Source organism: Streptomyces melanosporofaciens, assembly GCF_900105695.1.
GTDB lineage: Bacteria > Actinomycetota > Actinomycetes > Streptomycetales > Streptomycetaceae > Streptomyces > Streptomyces antimycoticus.
In genome coordinates this window covers 10,142,923-10,157,769 of the sequence record NZ_FNST01000002.1, presented here as the reverse complement: position 1 = coordinate 10,157,769, position 14,847 = coordinate 10,142,923, and the positions used below count along the sequence as shown (strand labels likewise).

The 14,847-nt window shown below is 65.0% G+C and carries 8 protein-coding genes and 5 pseudogenes; 2 read left to right on the top strand and 11 right to left on the bottom strand.

What is annotated here, in order from left to right:
* Window positions 1-71: 71 nt before the first annotated feature.
* The 8 genes and pseudogenes from BLV72_RS45830 to BLV72_RS45800 form a co-directional block, all read right to left on the bottom strand.
* Window positions 72-1,352: an IS701 family transposase gene (locus BLV72_RS45830; RefSeq protein ID WP_093469979.1), complete on the bottom strand. Its 1,281-nt coding sequence runs from the start codon at window positions 1,350-1,352 to the stop codon at window positions 72-74.
* Between the two features lie 225 nt (window positions 1,353-1,577).
* Window positions 1,578-1,854 (bottom strand): annotated as a pseudogene (locus BLV72_RS45825) (TerB family tellurite resistance protein); the annotation flags it as partial.
* A gap of 165 nt (window positions 1,855-2,019) precedes the next feature.
* Complete coding sequence (locus tag BLV72_RS45820; protein WP_093469974.1) at window positions 2,020-3,384, bottom strand: MFS transporter; 1,365 nt, start codon at window positions 3,382-3,384, stop codon at window positions 2,020-2,022.
* A 254-nt stretch (window positions 3,385-3,638) separates the two neighbouring features.
* Window positions 3,639-3,917, bottom strand: a complete 279-nt coding sequence (locus BLV72_RS52425) for an FAD-binding protein (RefSeq protein ID WP_425288572.1) — start codon at window positions 3,915-3,917, stop codon at window positions 3,639-3,641.
* Window positions 3,918-4,012: 95 nt separating this feature from the next.
* Window positions 4,013-5,163: pseudogene (locus tag BLV72_RS52420) on the bottom strand (FAD-dependent oxidoreductase); the annotation flags it as partial.
* The gene (locus BLV72_RS45810) at window positions 5,160-5,630 is read right to left on the bottom strand and encodes a nuclear transport factor 2 family protein (protein WP_093469973.1); all 471 of its coding nucleotides are present in this window, start codon (window positions 5,628-5,630) and stop codon (window positions 5,160-5,162) included. The gene BLV72_RS45810 and the pseudogene BLV72_RS52420, both read right to left, overlap by 4 nt.
* Before the next feature lie 3 nt (window positions 5,631-5,633).
* The gene (locus BLV72_RS45805; protein ID WP_208905965.1) at window positions 5,634-7,136 is read right to left on the bottom strand and encodes an aldehyde dehydrogenase family protein; all 1,503 of its coding nucleotides are present in this window, start codon (window positions 7,134-7,136) and stop codon (window positions 5,634-5,636) included.
* Window positions 7,137-7,173: 37 nt separating this feature from the next.
* Window positions 7,174-9,369 carry an arylsulfatase gene (locus BLV72_RS45800; RefSeq protein WP_093469970.1) on the bottom strand — a complete coding sequence of 732 codons (2,196 nt, stop codon included), beginning with the start codon at window positions 9,367-9,369 and terminating at the stop codon, window positions 7,174-7,176.
* 176 nt (window positions 9,370-9,545) lie between these two features.
* On the opposite strand from BLV72_RS45800, the gene BLV72_RS45795 reads away from it, so the two are divergent.
* Entirely contained in the window at window positions 9,546-10,214 is a 669-nt protein-coding gene (locus BLV72_RS45795) for a TetR/AcrR family transcriptional regulator (RefSeq protein ID WP_167746547.1), read from the top strand.
* Window positions 10,215-10,839: 625 nt separating this feature from the next.
* Here the strand turns inward: BLV72_RS45795 and BLV72_RS52415 are convergent.
* A pseudogene (locus BLV72_RS52415) lies at window positions 10,840-11,639 on the bottom strand (sugar-binding transcriptional regulator).
* 108 nt (window positions 11,640-11,747) lie between these two features.
* Here BLV72_RS52415 and BLV72_RS45780 point away from each other — a divergent pair.
* Window positions 11,748-13,097 (top strand): IS630 family transposase, encoded by a 1,350-nt coding sequence (locus BLV72_RS45780; protein ID WP_093469963.1) that lies wholly within the window; start codon window positions 11,748-11,750, stop codon window positions 13,095-13,097.
* Between the two features lie 123 nt (window positions 13,098-13,220).
* Here the strand turns inward: BLV72_RS45780 and BLV72_RS45775 are convergent.
* Window positions 13,221-13,406: pseudogene (locus BLV72_RS45775) on the bottom strand (IS701 family transposase); the annotation flags it as partial.
* 22 nt (window positions 13,407-13,428) lie between these two features.
* Window positions 13,429-14,658 (bottom strand): annotated as a pseudogene (locus BLV72_RS45770) (IS110 family RNA-guided transposase).
* Between the last annotated feature and the right edge of the window lie 189 nt (window positions 14,659-14,847).

The following is a 14,847-nucleotide window of genomic DNA, read 5'->3' as shown; positions in this document are numbered from 1 at the left end:
CGATCTTGGTGTTGTGTGTGTCCTGCTGGGCAGGGGTTGGTGGCAGGTGGTGCAGATGCCGGTCCAGCACCTCAGGATGTCCTGGAGGGTGTCGAGGATCTGGTAGAGGGTGAGTCCTGTTCGGGTGCTTTTGGGGCCAGGCGCTGTTCGGTGAGGAAGGCGTGGGCGGCGGTCACGAGGGTGACATGGTGGTGCCAGCCCGGCCAGGAACGGCCTTCGAAGTGGTCCAGACCCAGGCCGTGCTTGAGTTCGCGGTAATCGTGCTCGATGCGCCAGCGGACCTTGGCCAGACGGACCAGGTCGGTGATCGGGGTGTCGGCCGGCAGGTTGGACAGCCAGTAGTCGGTCGGCGCCTCGGCGTCGGCGGGCCATTCGATCAGCAGCCAGCAGTCCGGCAGGATCCCGTCCCACCAGCCCTGTTCGGCCGAGGCGGCTGCCCGGATGGGGCGCTCGACGGCCTTGCCGGCGGGGCGGACGCGCACGGCGGCGAAGCGGGAGCGTAACTCCCCGCGCGAGCCCTGCCGCCAGGTGAGAGCGGTGAATGCCTCCTGCCCGAGGCCGGTGGCCAGAGTCGCCACCGAGGGTGCGGGATCCCGGTAGCGGGGCTGGGGCCAGCATCCGATGGCTCCGTTGCGGTCCGGGGCCACGGGCTCGGCATCGAAGGGGTGAGCGGTCACATTCGCTCCGATGGCGAGTACGTAGGACAGCTCCCGGTCGGCCAGGGCGGCCCGCAGGTGTGCGTTGGTGCCGTAGGCGGCATCAGCGACCACGGCCGGCGGCGTCATGCCCCAGCCGGCGAGCGTGTCGAGCATGTCCACCGCCAGGCGCCACTTCTCGCGGTGCATGACGTCGGACGGGATGCGGGTCGTGGCCCGGCGGGCGGTGTCCGAGGCCCACTCCTTGGGCAGGAACAGGCGCCACTGCAACGGGCAGGAAGCGGTGTCGGACGCGGCGTGGACGCTGACCGCCACCTGGCAGTTGGCCCGTTTCCCCAGTGCCCCGCAGTACTGCGGGGCAACAGCGACCGACATTCTTCCGTCCTTGGGCACCGACACATCATCGATCACCCAGGCCGTCGGGGCGATGAGCGGCAGCATGCGTTCGCAGATCCGACGCTGCACCGGTACCGGGTCCCAGGTGGACTGATTCACGAACTGCTGAAGGTTCTGCTCGTTGCCGTCCGGCAGCCGAGCGGCCATGGCCTGGATCGACTTGCGGCGGCCGTCCAGCATCAGTCCCCGCAGGTAACAGTCACCCTTGGCCCGCTGGTCCTTGCGCGGCACCGAGGCGAACACATCAGTCATATATAACGCCAACGCCGCCCGTACACGGTTCACTTCATGTGCATCCACACATCCAACATGCCCAGGAACAGCCCGAACCGGAAGACCTAACGGAGTCCTACTAGTAGGCGGTCCGCCGGAGCGACTCCCGCCGACTAGCGCAAGTTGATCTACTTGAAGTTAGTTCAGTCCCTGTTTCCGCCACCCACGGATGGCGGGCCATGATCGGCGAGGCTGCTCAGCCCTGGATATCTTTCCGGCCGAGTTCGACCTGCATCAGGCTCTGGTCAACGGGACTTGCCGTGCAGCGAAGTCCTCGGTCACCTCGTTGAGGTGCTCTTCGAAGCAGCGATGCAGGTCGTCCGGGGCAAACTCTGGAGGATGTGTCGGTGGCGATGAGCTGGGCGACGCGTTGCCGCTCGGACGGATCGATCGTGCCGTCCGCCGCCACCAGAGCGCACATCGCCATGCTCACGTCCCGGAACGCCCCGCTCTGCAATTCATTCTTCTTCGCCGCGAGCTGATCCCGCATCGTCTGGACCGAGTCCTCAAGGCGGTCCAACAGCATCATGCGCGTATCCTTGTCAGCGCTACCCACCAGGAGAAGCAGAAACAGAATCTACAGCTTTGTAAAGAGCTCCCGCGAAAACGGGCCGCGCCGTCATGCCCTTGAATGTAGGTCGCTTCGGCCTCCGGTTCAGCGGTTCTCAAACGGCAGTTCCGGGACCGTTCAGGGTCAATGCTCCGCAATGCTACCAGTTCGATCCATGCCGACCTGCAGACTTGAATGCAGATACTCTTTATCAACTGTCTTTTTTATAGTGAGGAGGCTGCCGATCCCGATGGCACATACTGCCATCACGCAGAAGGACGGGGACTGTACATTCCCGGTTGCGGCGACCAGATAAGCCGCTATGTACGGGCCCGTGCCGCCGGCCAGCACGGTCCCGATGTTGTATCCGAGCGCCATGCCGCTAAACCGTACTCGGCGCTCAAACAGGCGTGGGAACAGAACCGCCACGGGTGCCTGAATGATCGCTCCCCACATCATGACCACAACCTGCCCGACGCCGGCAAGGGCCAAGTTATTTCGTCCCATCATCAACATAGCCGGGTAGACGATGACCAGCATTCCGAGGAAACCGACGAGCAGCACGCGGCGTGGACCATAACGTCCGGCCAACCATCCTGCCGGCACCATGAGCACCACTCCGGCAAGACCCGCCAACGCTGATAGCCACTGAACCAGCTCTGCGCTGTAATTCAGCTCGTTCGACAGGTAGATATTGAGGTAGGTCAGCGCCAGGAACATGCATCCAGACTGCGCGATCATCACGCCGACAACCTGCGCTACTGCCTTGCGATGGGTGGCGATGGCTTCCCGCACTGGAGCATTGGGGAGACTGGAGCGCCGGGCGGCTTCAGTGAACTCGGGAGTGTCCTCCAGTCGTAGCCGGGCCCACAGGCACAAGAGGGTAAGTGGAACGGCGACCAGAAATGGAATCCGCCAACCCCAGTCCGCCATCTGTTCCTTGGACGTAAGAGCGACCACACCGCCAGTGATGATCGCGGCGAGTACGAACCCGAGATTCGAGCCGACATAGTTCAAAGATCCCAACACGGCTCGACGCCGGGAGGGCACAGACTCGTAGACATAGGTGATGGAGCCGGCTGCCTCGCCCCCGGTCGAGAAGCCCTGTACGAGACGGGTGACAACAAGCAAGGCGGGAGCGGCGACACCGATCTGGTGGTAGGTCGGCAGCATCCCGGTAACGCTGGCGGCAACACCCATGCACAACACTGATGAGACGAGCGCTGTGCGACGGCTCACGCGATCACCGAGCCAGCCGAAGAAGACGCCACCCACGAGTTTTGGCACGAAGGCAGTGCCGAACACTGCAAGCGCCAATAGCGTAGACGTGGTTGGGTCATCGGAGGGGAAAAACTGTGGCGCGATGACCACCACGACGTAGCCGTAGACGCTGAAGTCGTAGTACTCGATCAGATTGCCGATGGCTCCGGCCAAGGCCGAACGCCGCACCGCCTGCGGTCTGAACTGCGGCTGATGGGCCTCCACGGCTTCTGCTTCAACAGGACGCATGGCCTGACTCCTTTGTCCGGCATAGGTAAATCTCGAGGGTCGACGCGTAGGAAAACCAGGGAACTAAACTCGATTAGTCGACGGAGCTCGGGTACTCGAATCCAACGCCGGGATCAATTCGGGTAGCCCTGGTATGCCAATTCAACGCGTCGTGGAATCGCTTGTCGGTTCGTTCCTTCCCAGTCCCACGATCGACAGGTTGCGTGCCTGGATGGGGAGTTCCGTCAAAATTTGGCTTGCCAGGAATCGCGCGGCTACAGAGCTCTTCCGCTACCTGTTGCGCTAGCGGCATGTTGGCCGGCCAGGTACCCGAAGGTCAGCGCAGGGCCCAGGGTTCCGCCTGCGCCTCCGTAGAACATGCCGGACACGCCGGCCATGACGTTCCCGGCTGCGTAGTGCCCGCTGATGAGTTTGCCGCGGACGTCGAGGACACGTGCGTATGCGTCGGTGCGTGGGCCTCCCTTGGTGCCAAGGGTCCCGCTGTGCACCTCAACTGCGTAGAAGGTGCCGACCCGACGGCCCCGAGGGTAGATTCCTTTTCGCCTCGGTAACGGCGGTCACCTGCCCAGCGGTCGTAGTTGCTCTCCCCGCGGCCGTGGTCGGCGTCGTACTTCGCTGAGACGTGGCCGTTCCAGCGCTCGACAGTGCGCTGGAGTCGTTCGGTGGGCACCCCCAACGAATCAGCAATTCCTTCGAGTGTGTCCGCACGGTTGATCCAGTGGGAAAGCCGACCCCCAGGAGGTGTCTCGAGGAATCCGAACTTGTCGACGTACGACTGGTCGAAAACCAGCCAGCACGGCAGGTTAAGGTACTCGTAGTTCGTCGCATCGATATGATGGAACGCGGCTCCGAGGGCGTTGTAGTTGGTGGCCTCGTTGACGAACCGATCCCCCCGAGAGTTTACGAAGATGCCGTGGGGAAGGGTCCGTTCCCTATTGATGGGAGTCGACTTCGGATGTCCGAAGGCCCGATCATCCGGAACTCGGACGCAAGGTACCCACCAGGCCTCGCGCATGTTGCCCAGCGCCGCGCCAACACCCATGGCCATTCTCAGGCCGTCGCGTGTGCACGTCGGCATGCTTGCCGGACTCGTCATCGGTCCGCGCAGGAAGCTCCGGACCAGCTCACGGCTCCATTCGAAGCCGCCCGAGGCGAGGACGACCGCCTGATCCGCACGCCACTGAACGGCCTCGCCCTGTTGGATGGCCGACACCCCGATGACTCGCCGGGCATCGACTCCGATACGAGCTCTTGCACGGCCATGTCCGTGAAGATCTCGACGCCAAGCTTGAGAGATGCCTCCAGGAGCCCTCCGATCAAGGCTTGTCCGCACCCACGGAGGTCGTGCTTCTCGCGTTCGCACAGCACCTGAGGTGCGAGCCTGCCTGTCCCTCCGCCAAGGGGCACGTCCTCAAACGTGAGATGCTCCGGGTGATAGTCGGGGTACCCGGCAACAGTCCCGAACGTGAGATCGGTCTGCTCTTCGATCCATCGGATCGCCGAAGGAGCGTTGTCGACGAACGCCTCGACGACCGAATCATCCAGCAATCCGAAGGACAACGACCGCATGTAGGCAAGGGCGTCCTCACGACTGTCCTCAACCCCGGCGTCGGCCATGTGGTGGTTGTTCGGTATCCAACAGATGCCTCCGGACAGCGCGCTCGTGCCGCGGATCAGTTCACCCTTTTCCAGGACGACCACGCTGCTGCCGGAACTGGCTGCCGCCAGCGCGGACGCCAGGCCGGCCGAGGGAGTGACCGCGGGTGCCCGGGCGCTCATGAGGGCCACCCGAGAACCTCCGGCCCACGACCGCCGACCGACTCCAGGTACCCGGCCGTGTCCGTGCGGCGTTCGCCCCACATGACTTCAAGGACGAGCCGGGAGATCTTCCATGTCCCCTCGTGTTTGGTGAGCTCGTTGTGATACCTCCCGACCAGCAGACATACTCCATCATCACCGGAGAATTTCTGGTACGACGTGTGGTAGACGAGCGCTGTCGCGCTGTCCCCCCTCACATCCGCGTGGTACACGTTCAACAGATGGTGTTGCCACACGCACCTGGCGGTTGCCTCCCTGATCCAGGTGGTTAGTTTCCGCTCACCCTGGATGGGATCGGCATTGCCGAACCTTGCCCAGATGTCGGGGTGAAGGACTTCGCTGAGGCGGTCCACGTTCGCCGAGTCGATGCTCGAGGAATAACGGTAATGCGTGTCTTCGATGAGGATCCGATCCTCGATGCTCGTCATCCGTCAGTCTCCGATCTTCGTCCAGACGCTCTTGATCTGCGTCAGCTCGTCCAGTGATGCCGCTCCGAGATTCCGGCCGTGGCCGGACAGCTTCACGCCGCCGTACGGAACCGACGGGTAGACCATCTGGTAGCTGTTGATCCAGACCGTGCCAACCTTCAGACAGGAGGACACTCGGTGTGCCGTGTCGAGGTCCTTCGTCCACACACCGGCGGCCAAGCCGTACTGCGTGTCGTTGGCGATCCGCACTGCCTCTTCCTCGTTGTCGAAGGGCAGGATCGACATCACCGGACCGAAGATCTCCTCCTGGGCGATCCGCATGTGGTTGCGGACGTCGGTGAACACCGTGGGCTCGTGGAAGTAACCAGGAATGTCAAGGGCCGCACCGCCCATGGCCAGGAGGGCCCCCTCCTGCTGGCCGATGGAAACGTAACTCCGGACGCGCTCCAACTGCTCGGAGGAGACGAGCGGACCGATCTGGCTCTCCGGGTCGAGTCCCGACCCGATCTTCATGTCCTTCGATCCCTCGATCACGGCCGCCGTGAATTCCTCCTGGATGGAACGATGGACCAGCACCCTCGACCCGGCCGTGCACACCTGGCCCGCCGCGCCCCAGACCGACATCTGCGCCGCGGCGGCCGCAGCACCGAGGTCGGCATCCGGCAGGACAATGAAGGCGCTTTTCCCACCCAGTTCAAGACAGACTCGTTTCACGCGCTCGGCGGCAGACGTCTGGATCGCCGTGCCGGTCGCCACCGAACCCGTGAATGAGATCGCGTTTACCCCCGGGTGGGCAACGAGTCCCGCGCCGATTTCGCTGCCCGTGCCCTGCACGACGTTGAATACGCCCGGCGGGATTCCTGCTTCGATCGCGATCTCGCCCATGAGCACAGCCGTCATCGGGGTCTGCTCGGCAGGCTTGAGAATGACGGAGTTACCGGCCGCGAGCGCTGCCGCAACAGACGCGAAGACGCTGATCGGACCGTTCCACGGGGTGATCAATCCGATGACGCCGATCGGTTCCCTCTCCAGCCGGACAGAGAAGCCTGGAGGCGCGGGCGGGATCGATCCCTGCAGTTTGGTGGGCCAGCCGGCGTAGTAGTCGATGCCGTTGGCGGCGAACTGGATGGTGAAGTCCACGTACCAGCGCAACAGCCCGGCGTCCAGGACGTCGAGCTCAGCGATGGTCTCCGCCTTGTCCATGAGAAGAGCGCTCATCCGGCGCAGCCGCCGCTCCTTCTCCAATGGGTCCAGCAACCGCCAGATTCCCGCGTCGAAGGACCTTCTCGCCGACTCCACCGCGCGGTCGACATCGGCGGCACCGCCACAGGCGGCCGTGGCTATCGCCGTGCCTCGAGCCGGGTCGATGACCTCCATGGTCCTCCCGTCCCGCGAGGAAACGACCTGGCCGTCGAGGACATGCCCGAACACTTCCCGGGCGACTACCTTTTTCGTAGCTTCCGAAATTGGGTAATCGATCATTGATTCCCGCCCGAGTGTGGCCATAGGTTTTTCTCCTTTACGCGAATACACGTCATTCTCCTCAGTCTCCCCGGACTGCGGCTTCACTGAAAGCCTCGACATGTTCTCCTGGCGTCTTGGTGTTGATGACGATCTGTTCCAGGTCTCCCGTAAATGTGAAAGGAACTTCATAGCGACGAGAAACTGGCAGGCCCTCGTCGTAGCCGATGCAGAGGTTGGCGCCGTAGTAGTGCCAGAGCGGCGGGATACCGACTGCCAGTTCCACCTCGCCGAGCGCTGCCCCGTCGGCCTCGGCGCTGAGCGTCCCACCTGGTCGCTGCGCGTGCGGCCGGTAGGTGAGCTCGAGTCGGATCGCTCCTCGCCGGGGAAGCGGCCAGGAAACATGGTGCTCGCGGCTGACTCGACTGAGCACGAAATGGGCATGGCCACCCTCGAAGAACAGCGCCCAGCCGTTGTTCCAGTCTCCTTGTGCGCAAAGGATGCCGCTCTCGGCGCCTGAGTACTTCAGGTGCGCCGTCAGTGTGAACCCGGGGGAGAGAACGGGGCCGCCGTACTCGTGGACCGGGCCGGTGGCCGGCTGGTAGGAAAACGTCGTTCGTGCAGGTCCGGCGGCGCGTGAGGCCTCGGCGATCAGGTCCGTGAAGGACCCCTCGATCATCGGGAGGACCTGGTCCCGCTCGGCCTGCTCCCACCAGATGTCCCGGAGTTCCTCGAGAATTTCGGGATGGTCGGCGGCTACGTCTACGGCCTCGGAGAAGTCGGTCGAAAGATCGAAGAGGTGCCACGTGTCGCCGTCATAGCTCTTGCTGCCCTCCAGTAGTTCGGACTCCACACCGGCACCTGTGATGACGTGGTTCGTGGTGGCCTTCCAGTCATCCCGGTAGATCGAGCGCGTGCCGAGCATCTCGAAGTACTGAGTGCGTGACTCGGTCAACCGCTCACCGCGCATGCTCGCGACCATCGACCGGCCATCGACGGTGAGTTCGCTGGTGTCGATACCGGCCGCCTCACAGATCGTGGGCATGAGATCGACGATGTGTCCGAACTCCGAGCGGATCTCGCCGCCGTGTTGCCTGAGTTCACGCGGCCAGCTCACGATGAACGGCACCCGCGTGCCGCCGAGCCAGGTGTAGCGCTTCCACAGATGGAAGGGCGTGTTCCCGGCCCACGCCCATCCCCAGGCGTAGTGGTTGTACCAGTCCGGGCCGCCGATCGTGTCGGCGTGGCCGACCATCTCATCGAGGGTCTGGTCCCCACCGAGCGCGAAACCGGTCTCGTTCAACGTCCCGTGCGGCCCGCCCTCAGCGCTGGCCCCGTTGTCGGACAGGACCATTATGATCGTGTTGTCGCGGACACCGAGGTCGTCCAGGGCGCTGACGAGGCGGCCGATCTGCTGATCGGTGTGCGTGACGAGTCCGCCGAAGACCTCGTGCATGCGCGCGTACAGACGGCGCTCGTCGGCTCCGAGTTCGTCCCATGGCGCCACCCAGGAAGGCCTGGGCGTGAGTCGGGTGCCCGGCGGAACGACACCTGAGCGAACCTGATCGCGGAAGACGCGCTCCCGCAGCGCCTCCCAGCCGTCGTCGAACCTCCCGCGGTAGGCATCGCTCCATTCCGGCGCGACGTGATGTGGCGCATGTGGGGCGGACGGCGCGAAGTACATGAAGAACGGCCGCTGCGGATCCGCCTGCTGCTGGTCCCTGATCATGCGGATGGCCTGGTCAGCCAGGTCCTCCGTCAGGTGGTACTCACCAGGGAGACGTTCTGGCGTCCCGATGTGGTGGTTGTCCACCGTCAGGGTGGGAGCCCACATATTCGCCTCGGATCCGAGGAATCCGTAGTAGCGGTCGAAGCCGAGGCCCAGCGGCCAACGCTGGAACGGGCCTGCCGCACTCCGCTCGTCCCTGGGCGTCAGGTGCCACTTACCCACCGCGAAAGTACTGTAGCCGTGGTCCCGCAGTGTCGATGGCAACGTCGGAATGCCCTCAGGGAGTCGCCCGGAGTAGCCGGGCCGGTCCGTGGGCGTTTCCGGAAACAGACCCATCCCGACCGCATGGTGGTTGCGGCCGGTCAGCAGCGATGCCCGGGATGGTGAGCACAGAGCCGTCACGTGGAACCTGTTGAACCGCAGCCCTTCCCGCGCCAGGGCATCAGTGGCGGGCGTCTCGAACGCGGCACCGAAGCAGCCCAGCTGCGCGAAGCCGCAATCGTCCAGGAGAACGACCACGATGTTCGGCCGCGATGGGGTGGATCGCATAAGGACTCCTTCTCACGTGACGCGGGGGTCACGAAGAGCGACGGTGAGCTGCACCACTGAAGTGAATTCAAGTTAGGAGCGCGACGCGTGCGCTGTCAACGGGTCTAAGGAAAGTGCCTTACCGACGATAAGGCAGGTACCTTAGCTACGCTCATGGTGTCCTGGCAGGAGGTACCTTGACTCAGCAGCAGAAGACGATCGACGCCGGCGCGGAGACGCGCGCCCGCCTGACCGAGCACGCCGAGCGCCTGATCGCCGAGCAGGGCTACGCCGCGTTCTCCCTGCGCGTGCTCGGCGCAGCCACAGGCCAGCGGAACAAGTCCGTCGCGCAGTACCACTTCGGGTCCCGGGAAGGCCTCATCGAAGCGATCATCGTCGCACGTTCGGAGGGGATCGACCGTCGGCGCGCCGAGCTCCTGAAACTGGCCCAGAAGCCCGACGAACTTGACGTGGCGGAACTCGTCCGCCTCGCCGTCCAGCCCCTTGCCGAGAGCATCTCGCCAAGCCCGACGGGGAGCTACTACCTGCAGTTCCTTGCCAAGATCATCGATGAACCGTCCCTGCAAGAGGTGTGGCGTCGCCGGTCGATACCGCCTCGCTCCTACAAGAAGGTGCTGCGGCTGCTCAGGCAACAGCTCCGCCACCTCCCGCGACGCGTGCGCGAACGGAGGCTGATGTGGCTCCAGACGACCACGCTCCATCTCTTGGCCGATCACGAACGGCAGCGCCGCGCGGGCACCGCTCGTGTCAGTGAAACCGAGGAAGTCGTCAGTGACCTGGTTCACATGTTGACCTCGCTGCTGGAGTCCCCGACTGAGCGAGCCGTCCAGTCAGACCGCACGTGAGCGCCTCATCCGAAAATCAACGTGCCGGGCAGGCTGCGGACCGCCCACCCAGCCAGACACCGGTCAGCGCTCCGGGTGCGCCCTGCGTCCGCCGAGCGGCCGGTCCCCTGCATCGCCACTCGCACCCACCCGCCTTTGTCCTGGACGCCTCGGCGGCCAAGGGGACGCCTCGGCAACCAAGGATCATACGCAGAATCGCAAGGCCCGCAGCCCCGTCGGCGAAGAGGGGTCGCGACGGCCGCAGCGAGTGCCAGGACACCTGTGGCCCGGACGATCCGGGGCGGCAGACTGCCGCGGTCGAGGCAGAACATGTGGCGGGTCAGGGTGTTGCGGAAGGCCAGCAGTGCCGAGACCGCTCGTGACGACGCGGACCTGCATCAAACAGGTCGCAGTGACGTAGATGGCGTGCGGGCCGTGCCACGCGGCTCGCGGGTCTCTTCGCAGTACATGGTCCGCACCCCGCCCGGGCCATTGGATGATCTGCGCGTCAGCCCGTGCATATCGGGGGCCGGACGAGGCGCAACCGCGGACGAGTCGAAGAGCGCACGTCTTGCACGGCCCAACCCCGCGCCACCGCTGTTCGCTCCGGCGGCATGGCTCTGGAGCGAATGGGCCGTGCGGCGGGTTATACGGGTCCGACATCAGCCGCGCCACGTGTCCCGCTGCCGTCCTCGTCGGCGAGCATGGCGGCGGCGGTCGGCCCGTCGATGACCAGCGCATCGAGGTAACCGCCGCGGAGCGCACCGCGGACGGCCGCGGTCTTGTTGAGGCCGGCGGCCACGCCGATGACCAGCGGCACTCCCGCAGCCGCTCCAACGGCACGCCGACGGTCCTCTGGCACAACTCGCTGTTCAGGTGGCGGCCCTCCAGATCGAAGTGGTGCCCAAGGAGATGGCCGACCGCCCCCGCCGCGAGGAGGTTCCGGTTGGTCTCCGGTGTCGTCCAGCCGTCGAGAATGTGCCCCGATCCCGACTCGTCGCACAGGCCGATCCCCACGAGCGCGATATTGGCGTGCGAGCCGAGTGCCAGCGTCATCGAGATCGAGTTCTCGCGGCGCATCGCCGTCGCGAGCCTCGGTGTCCTCACGACCAGAGGAACCGGCATCACCCGATAGGTTCCGCCGAGGACATCGGCGAGCCGTCGGCACAGGTCCGGGCTGTCGATGAGTTGGTTGTCGAGCCCCAAGGTGCCGATCATCTGCACGACCGTACTGTCGCGGCGCCGTACCGGCTTCATGGCGTGGACCACGGCGGAGAGCGTCGTGCCGTTCGACATACGCACCACGGAATCGGAGACCACCCGGTCGGCAAGAACCTGCGCGGCGCAGCGCGCGACTGCTTCCAGCGCCGTCTCCTCCGCCGACGGCTCGGCCACCGCCGCGAACTTCAGCCCGTATCTGCCGCTCAGCGCGCTCTCCAGCTCCATCATCCGCCCCCGCGGGTGCTCGATCCGGATCTTGACGACGCCGCGTTCGCGAGCTTCGGCTAGTGTCTTGCGCCTGAACTCGCGGCTCTAAGTCTGTAGTCTATTTTCATGGCGTCTCGGGGTCCTCGTGCTGTCGAAGTCGTGCTGTCTGCCGAGGAGCGTGCGGAGTTGGCACGTTGGGCGGGTGGTGCAGTGTCGGCCCGTGTGTCGGAGCGGGCCCGGATCATTCTGGCCTGTACTGAGGGTGCCTCGAATACCGTTGTAGCGGCCGACTTCGGGGTGTCCACGGAGACGGTGCGCAAGTGGCGCTCGCGGTTCGTGGCGCGGCGGATGGCGGGCCTGGTGGACGAGCCGCGGCCGGGCCGGCGCAAGCCGGAGCTGGTGCTCTCCGAGGCCGAACGTGCGGAGCTGACGCGCTGGGCGCGGCGGGCGAAGACCGCGCAGTTCCTCGCGCTGCGGGCGAAGATCGTGCTGCGATGCGCGGAAGGCGGGTCGAACAAGGAGGTCGCCGCCGAACTCGGTGTATCACAGGGAACGGTGAACCGCTGGCGGTCGAGGTTCATCCGCTTGCGGCTGGACGGGCTGAGTGATGAGCCGCGTCCGGGCAGGCCGCCCTCGATCCTGCTGGACCAGGTCGAGGATGTGCTCACGGCGACGTTGGAGTCCACCCCGGGCAAGGACACGCACTGGTCGCGGGCCTCGATGGCGAAGCACTCCGGGCTGTCGAAGTCCACCATCGGGCGGATCTGGAAGAGGTTCGACCTCAAGCCTCACCTCCAGGACGCGTTCAAGCTCTCCACCGACCCGCAGTTCATCGCGAAGGTCGTCGATGTCGTCGGCCTGTACCACGATCCGCCCGAGAAAGCGGTGGTGCTGTGCGTGGACGAGAAGAGCCAGATCCAGGCGCTGGACCGGTCCCAGCCGGTGCTGCCGATGATGCCGGGCATGCCCGAGCGACGCACCCACGATTACTACCGGCACGGCATCACCAGCCTGTTCGCGGCCTTCAATATCGCCGACGGCAGCGTCATATCGGAACTGCACCGCCGCCATCGGGCCATCGAGTTCAAGAAATTCCTGGCCACGATCGACAAGGCCGTGCCCGCCGGCCTCGACGTCCATCTGGTCTGTGACAATTACGCCACCCACAACACCGCCGAGATCAAGACGTGGCTCGGCAAACATCCCCGCTTCCACGTCCACTTCACCCCCACCGGATCCTCGTGGATGAACCAGGTCGAGCGGTGGTTCGGCCTGCTGACGGACAAGCTCATCCGCCGCGGCGTGCACACCTCCGTGAAGGCACTGGAGCAAGACATCAGGGCCTGGATCGAGGGATGGAACGAGAACCCCAGGCCCTTCACATGGACCAAGACCGCCGACGAGATCCTCAACTCCCTCGCCGACTACCTCACCAAGGTCACTCCGCCAGCCACCGAGAACCAGCAAGATACTTAAGCCGGTGACTTCTGGCGCAAGACACTAGTAGGACTCCGTTAGGTCTGTCTTGATCTTGGCGTGGCACTGCTGGGCAGGGGTTGGTGGCAGGTGGTGCAGGTGCCGGTCCAGCAGTCCAGCAGTTCAGCAGGTTCTGGAGGGCGTCGAGGATCTGGTAGAGGGTGAGTCCGGTGTGTCGGCTTTTGGGGCCAGCCGCTGTTCGGTGAGGAAGGCGTGGGCGGCGGTGACCAGGGTGGCGTGGTGGTGCCAGCCGTTCCAGGAGCGGCCTTCGAAGCGGTCCAGGCCCAGGCCGTGCTTGAGTTCCCGGTAGACACCTCACGGCCTTAACTCGTCAAGCAGCCGTGGCGAGTCGTGGAGGGAACGCCGTGTTCTCGTCGAAAAGCGTGCGGTGCTGAAGGCAGTGGTAGAGCTGACCGATCATGCGGTTGAAGAGGTTCCTCTGGGCGGCTGCGTGCCAGTCCCCGTGCTCGTCGCGGCGCCTGCGGTAGTGGGCCTTGGCGCCGGGCGATCCGTTCAACGCCGAGAACGCCCAGAGGTACCCTGCGTGATTCAGACGGTCGTTCTTCACCCACCCGCCTGGTGATGGACGACTTCTTGCCGGAGGCTCTGGTAATGGGCGAGGAGCCGGCATAGGCCTTCAAGCCGCGGGCGTCGACGAACCGAGTGCGGTCGTCTCCGATCTCGGCCAGCACCCGTGCGCCAAGCTGGACACCGAGTCCCGGGAAGCTGAGGATCACTCTGGCGTCCGGGTGTTCGGGGAAAGCCTCTTCCACCGCGGCGGCGAGGTCATCGGCGGCCGTTGAGGTGGCCTTGAGCTGGAGGAGGAGGGCAAACATCTGCTTGCCGAGGGCATCCTCGACCAGTGGTGGCTGGTGGGCCCATTCATCGCGGAAGATCTCGCGCAGCCGCTCGGCCTCGGCCTCGATACCCCGCTTCCGGCCCGCTCGCTTGAGCGCAGCCTGGAGCTGGGGCCGGGTCAACCGCGAGGCTCGGGTCGGCGTGGGCGCCAGGCGGAGGAGTTCGTGCGCCTCGGGGCGGCACAAGCCGTTTTCCCACTTGCTGAAGGCCTCCAAGGCTGCGGGGTAGTACTGCGCAGCAAAGAGCGCAGCTGGTTGGCGACCTGCTGCCGGTTCCAGACCGCGTCTTGCTGGGCGCGGGCAAGGACGGCAATAGCGCGTGCCAGGTCGGAGTCGTGTGGCAAGGGCCGGTGGGCATGCATGTCGGTGCGCAGAATGTTCGCGAGCATGAGGGCGTCGCCGGGATCGGACTTCTTGCGGGAGACGCTGTGTCGATCGCGATAGCGGGCCGCAGCAAGAGGGTTGACCGCGAACACCTGTCGCTTGCCGGTACGCAGCACGGCCACGGGCAGGCCCCGGCTGGTCTCGATCGCCACTGGGATCGGGCTCTCTTCGCTGTCGCCGTGGTCGGCCAGCAGCTCTAGCAGGACTTTGTACCCGGACGCATCATCCGTGATGTGCCGTTTGGCCAGCAGCCGTCCTGTGTCATCAACCAAGGCAACGTCGTGCGTCTTCTCCGCCCAGTCGATACCGCAGTAGATCAAGTTGTTCCCTCCCCATGGCACTGATGTTTGCGCCGGTCACGAGCGCTTGCGGGCCACACGTCGGACTAATCCCAGGCCTCGACCATGCAGGGGTCGGGCCGACACCTCACCAGTCGTTCGCGGCACCAGCGCACCGCACGGGCCTCTGTCTATGCAGGAACTCACGGCTCGCGTGCTGCAAGAGGTCAC

What these genes read in the sequence shown, in the direction of transcription:
- BLV72_RS45780 (WP_093469963.1), top strand. Translation starts at nt 11,748, where the DNA reads ATGGCGTCTCGGGGTCCTCGTGCTGTCGAAGTCGTGCTGTCTGCCGAG.
- BLV72_RS45805 (WP_208905965.1), bottom strand. Translation starts at nt 7,136, where the DNA reads ATGGCCACACTCGGGCGGGAATCAATGATCGATTACCCAATTTCGGAA.
- BLV72_RS45820 (WP_093469974.1), bottom strand. Translation starts at nt 3,384, where the DNA reads ATGCGTCCTGTTGAAGCAGAAGCCGTGGAGGCCCATCAGCCGCAGTTC.
- BLV72_RS45810 (WP_093469973.1), bottom strand. Translation starts at nt 5,630, where the DNA reads ATGACGAGCATCGAGGATCGGATCCTCATCGAAGACACGCATTACCGT.
- BLV72_RS45800 (WP_093469970.1), bottom strand. Translation starts at nt 9,369, where the DNA reads ATGCGATCCACCCCATCGCGGCCGAACATCGTGGTCGTTCTCCTGGAC.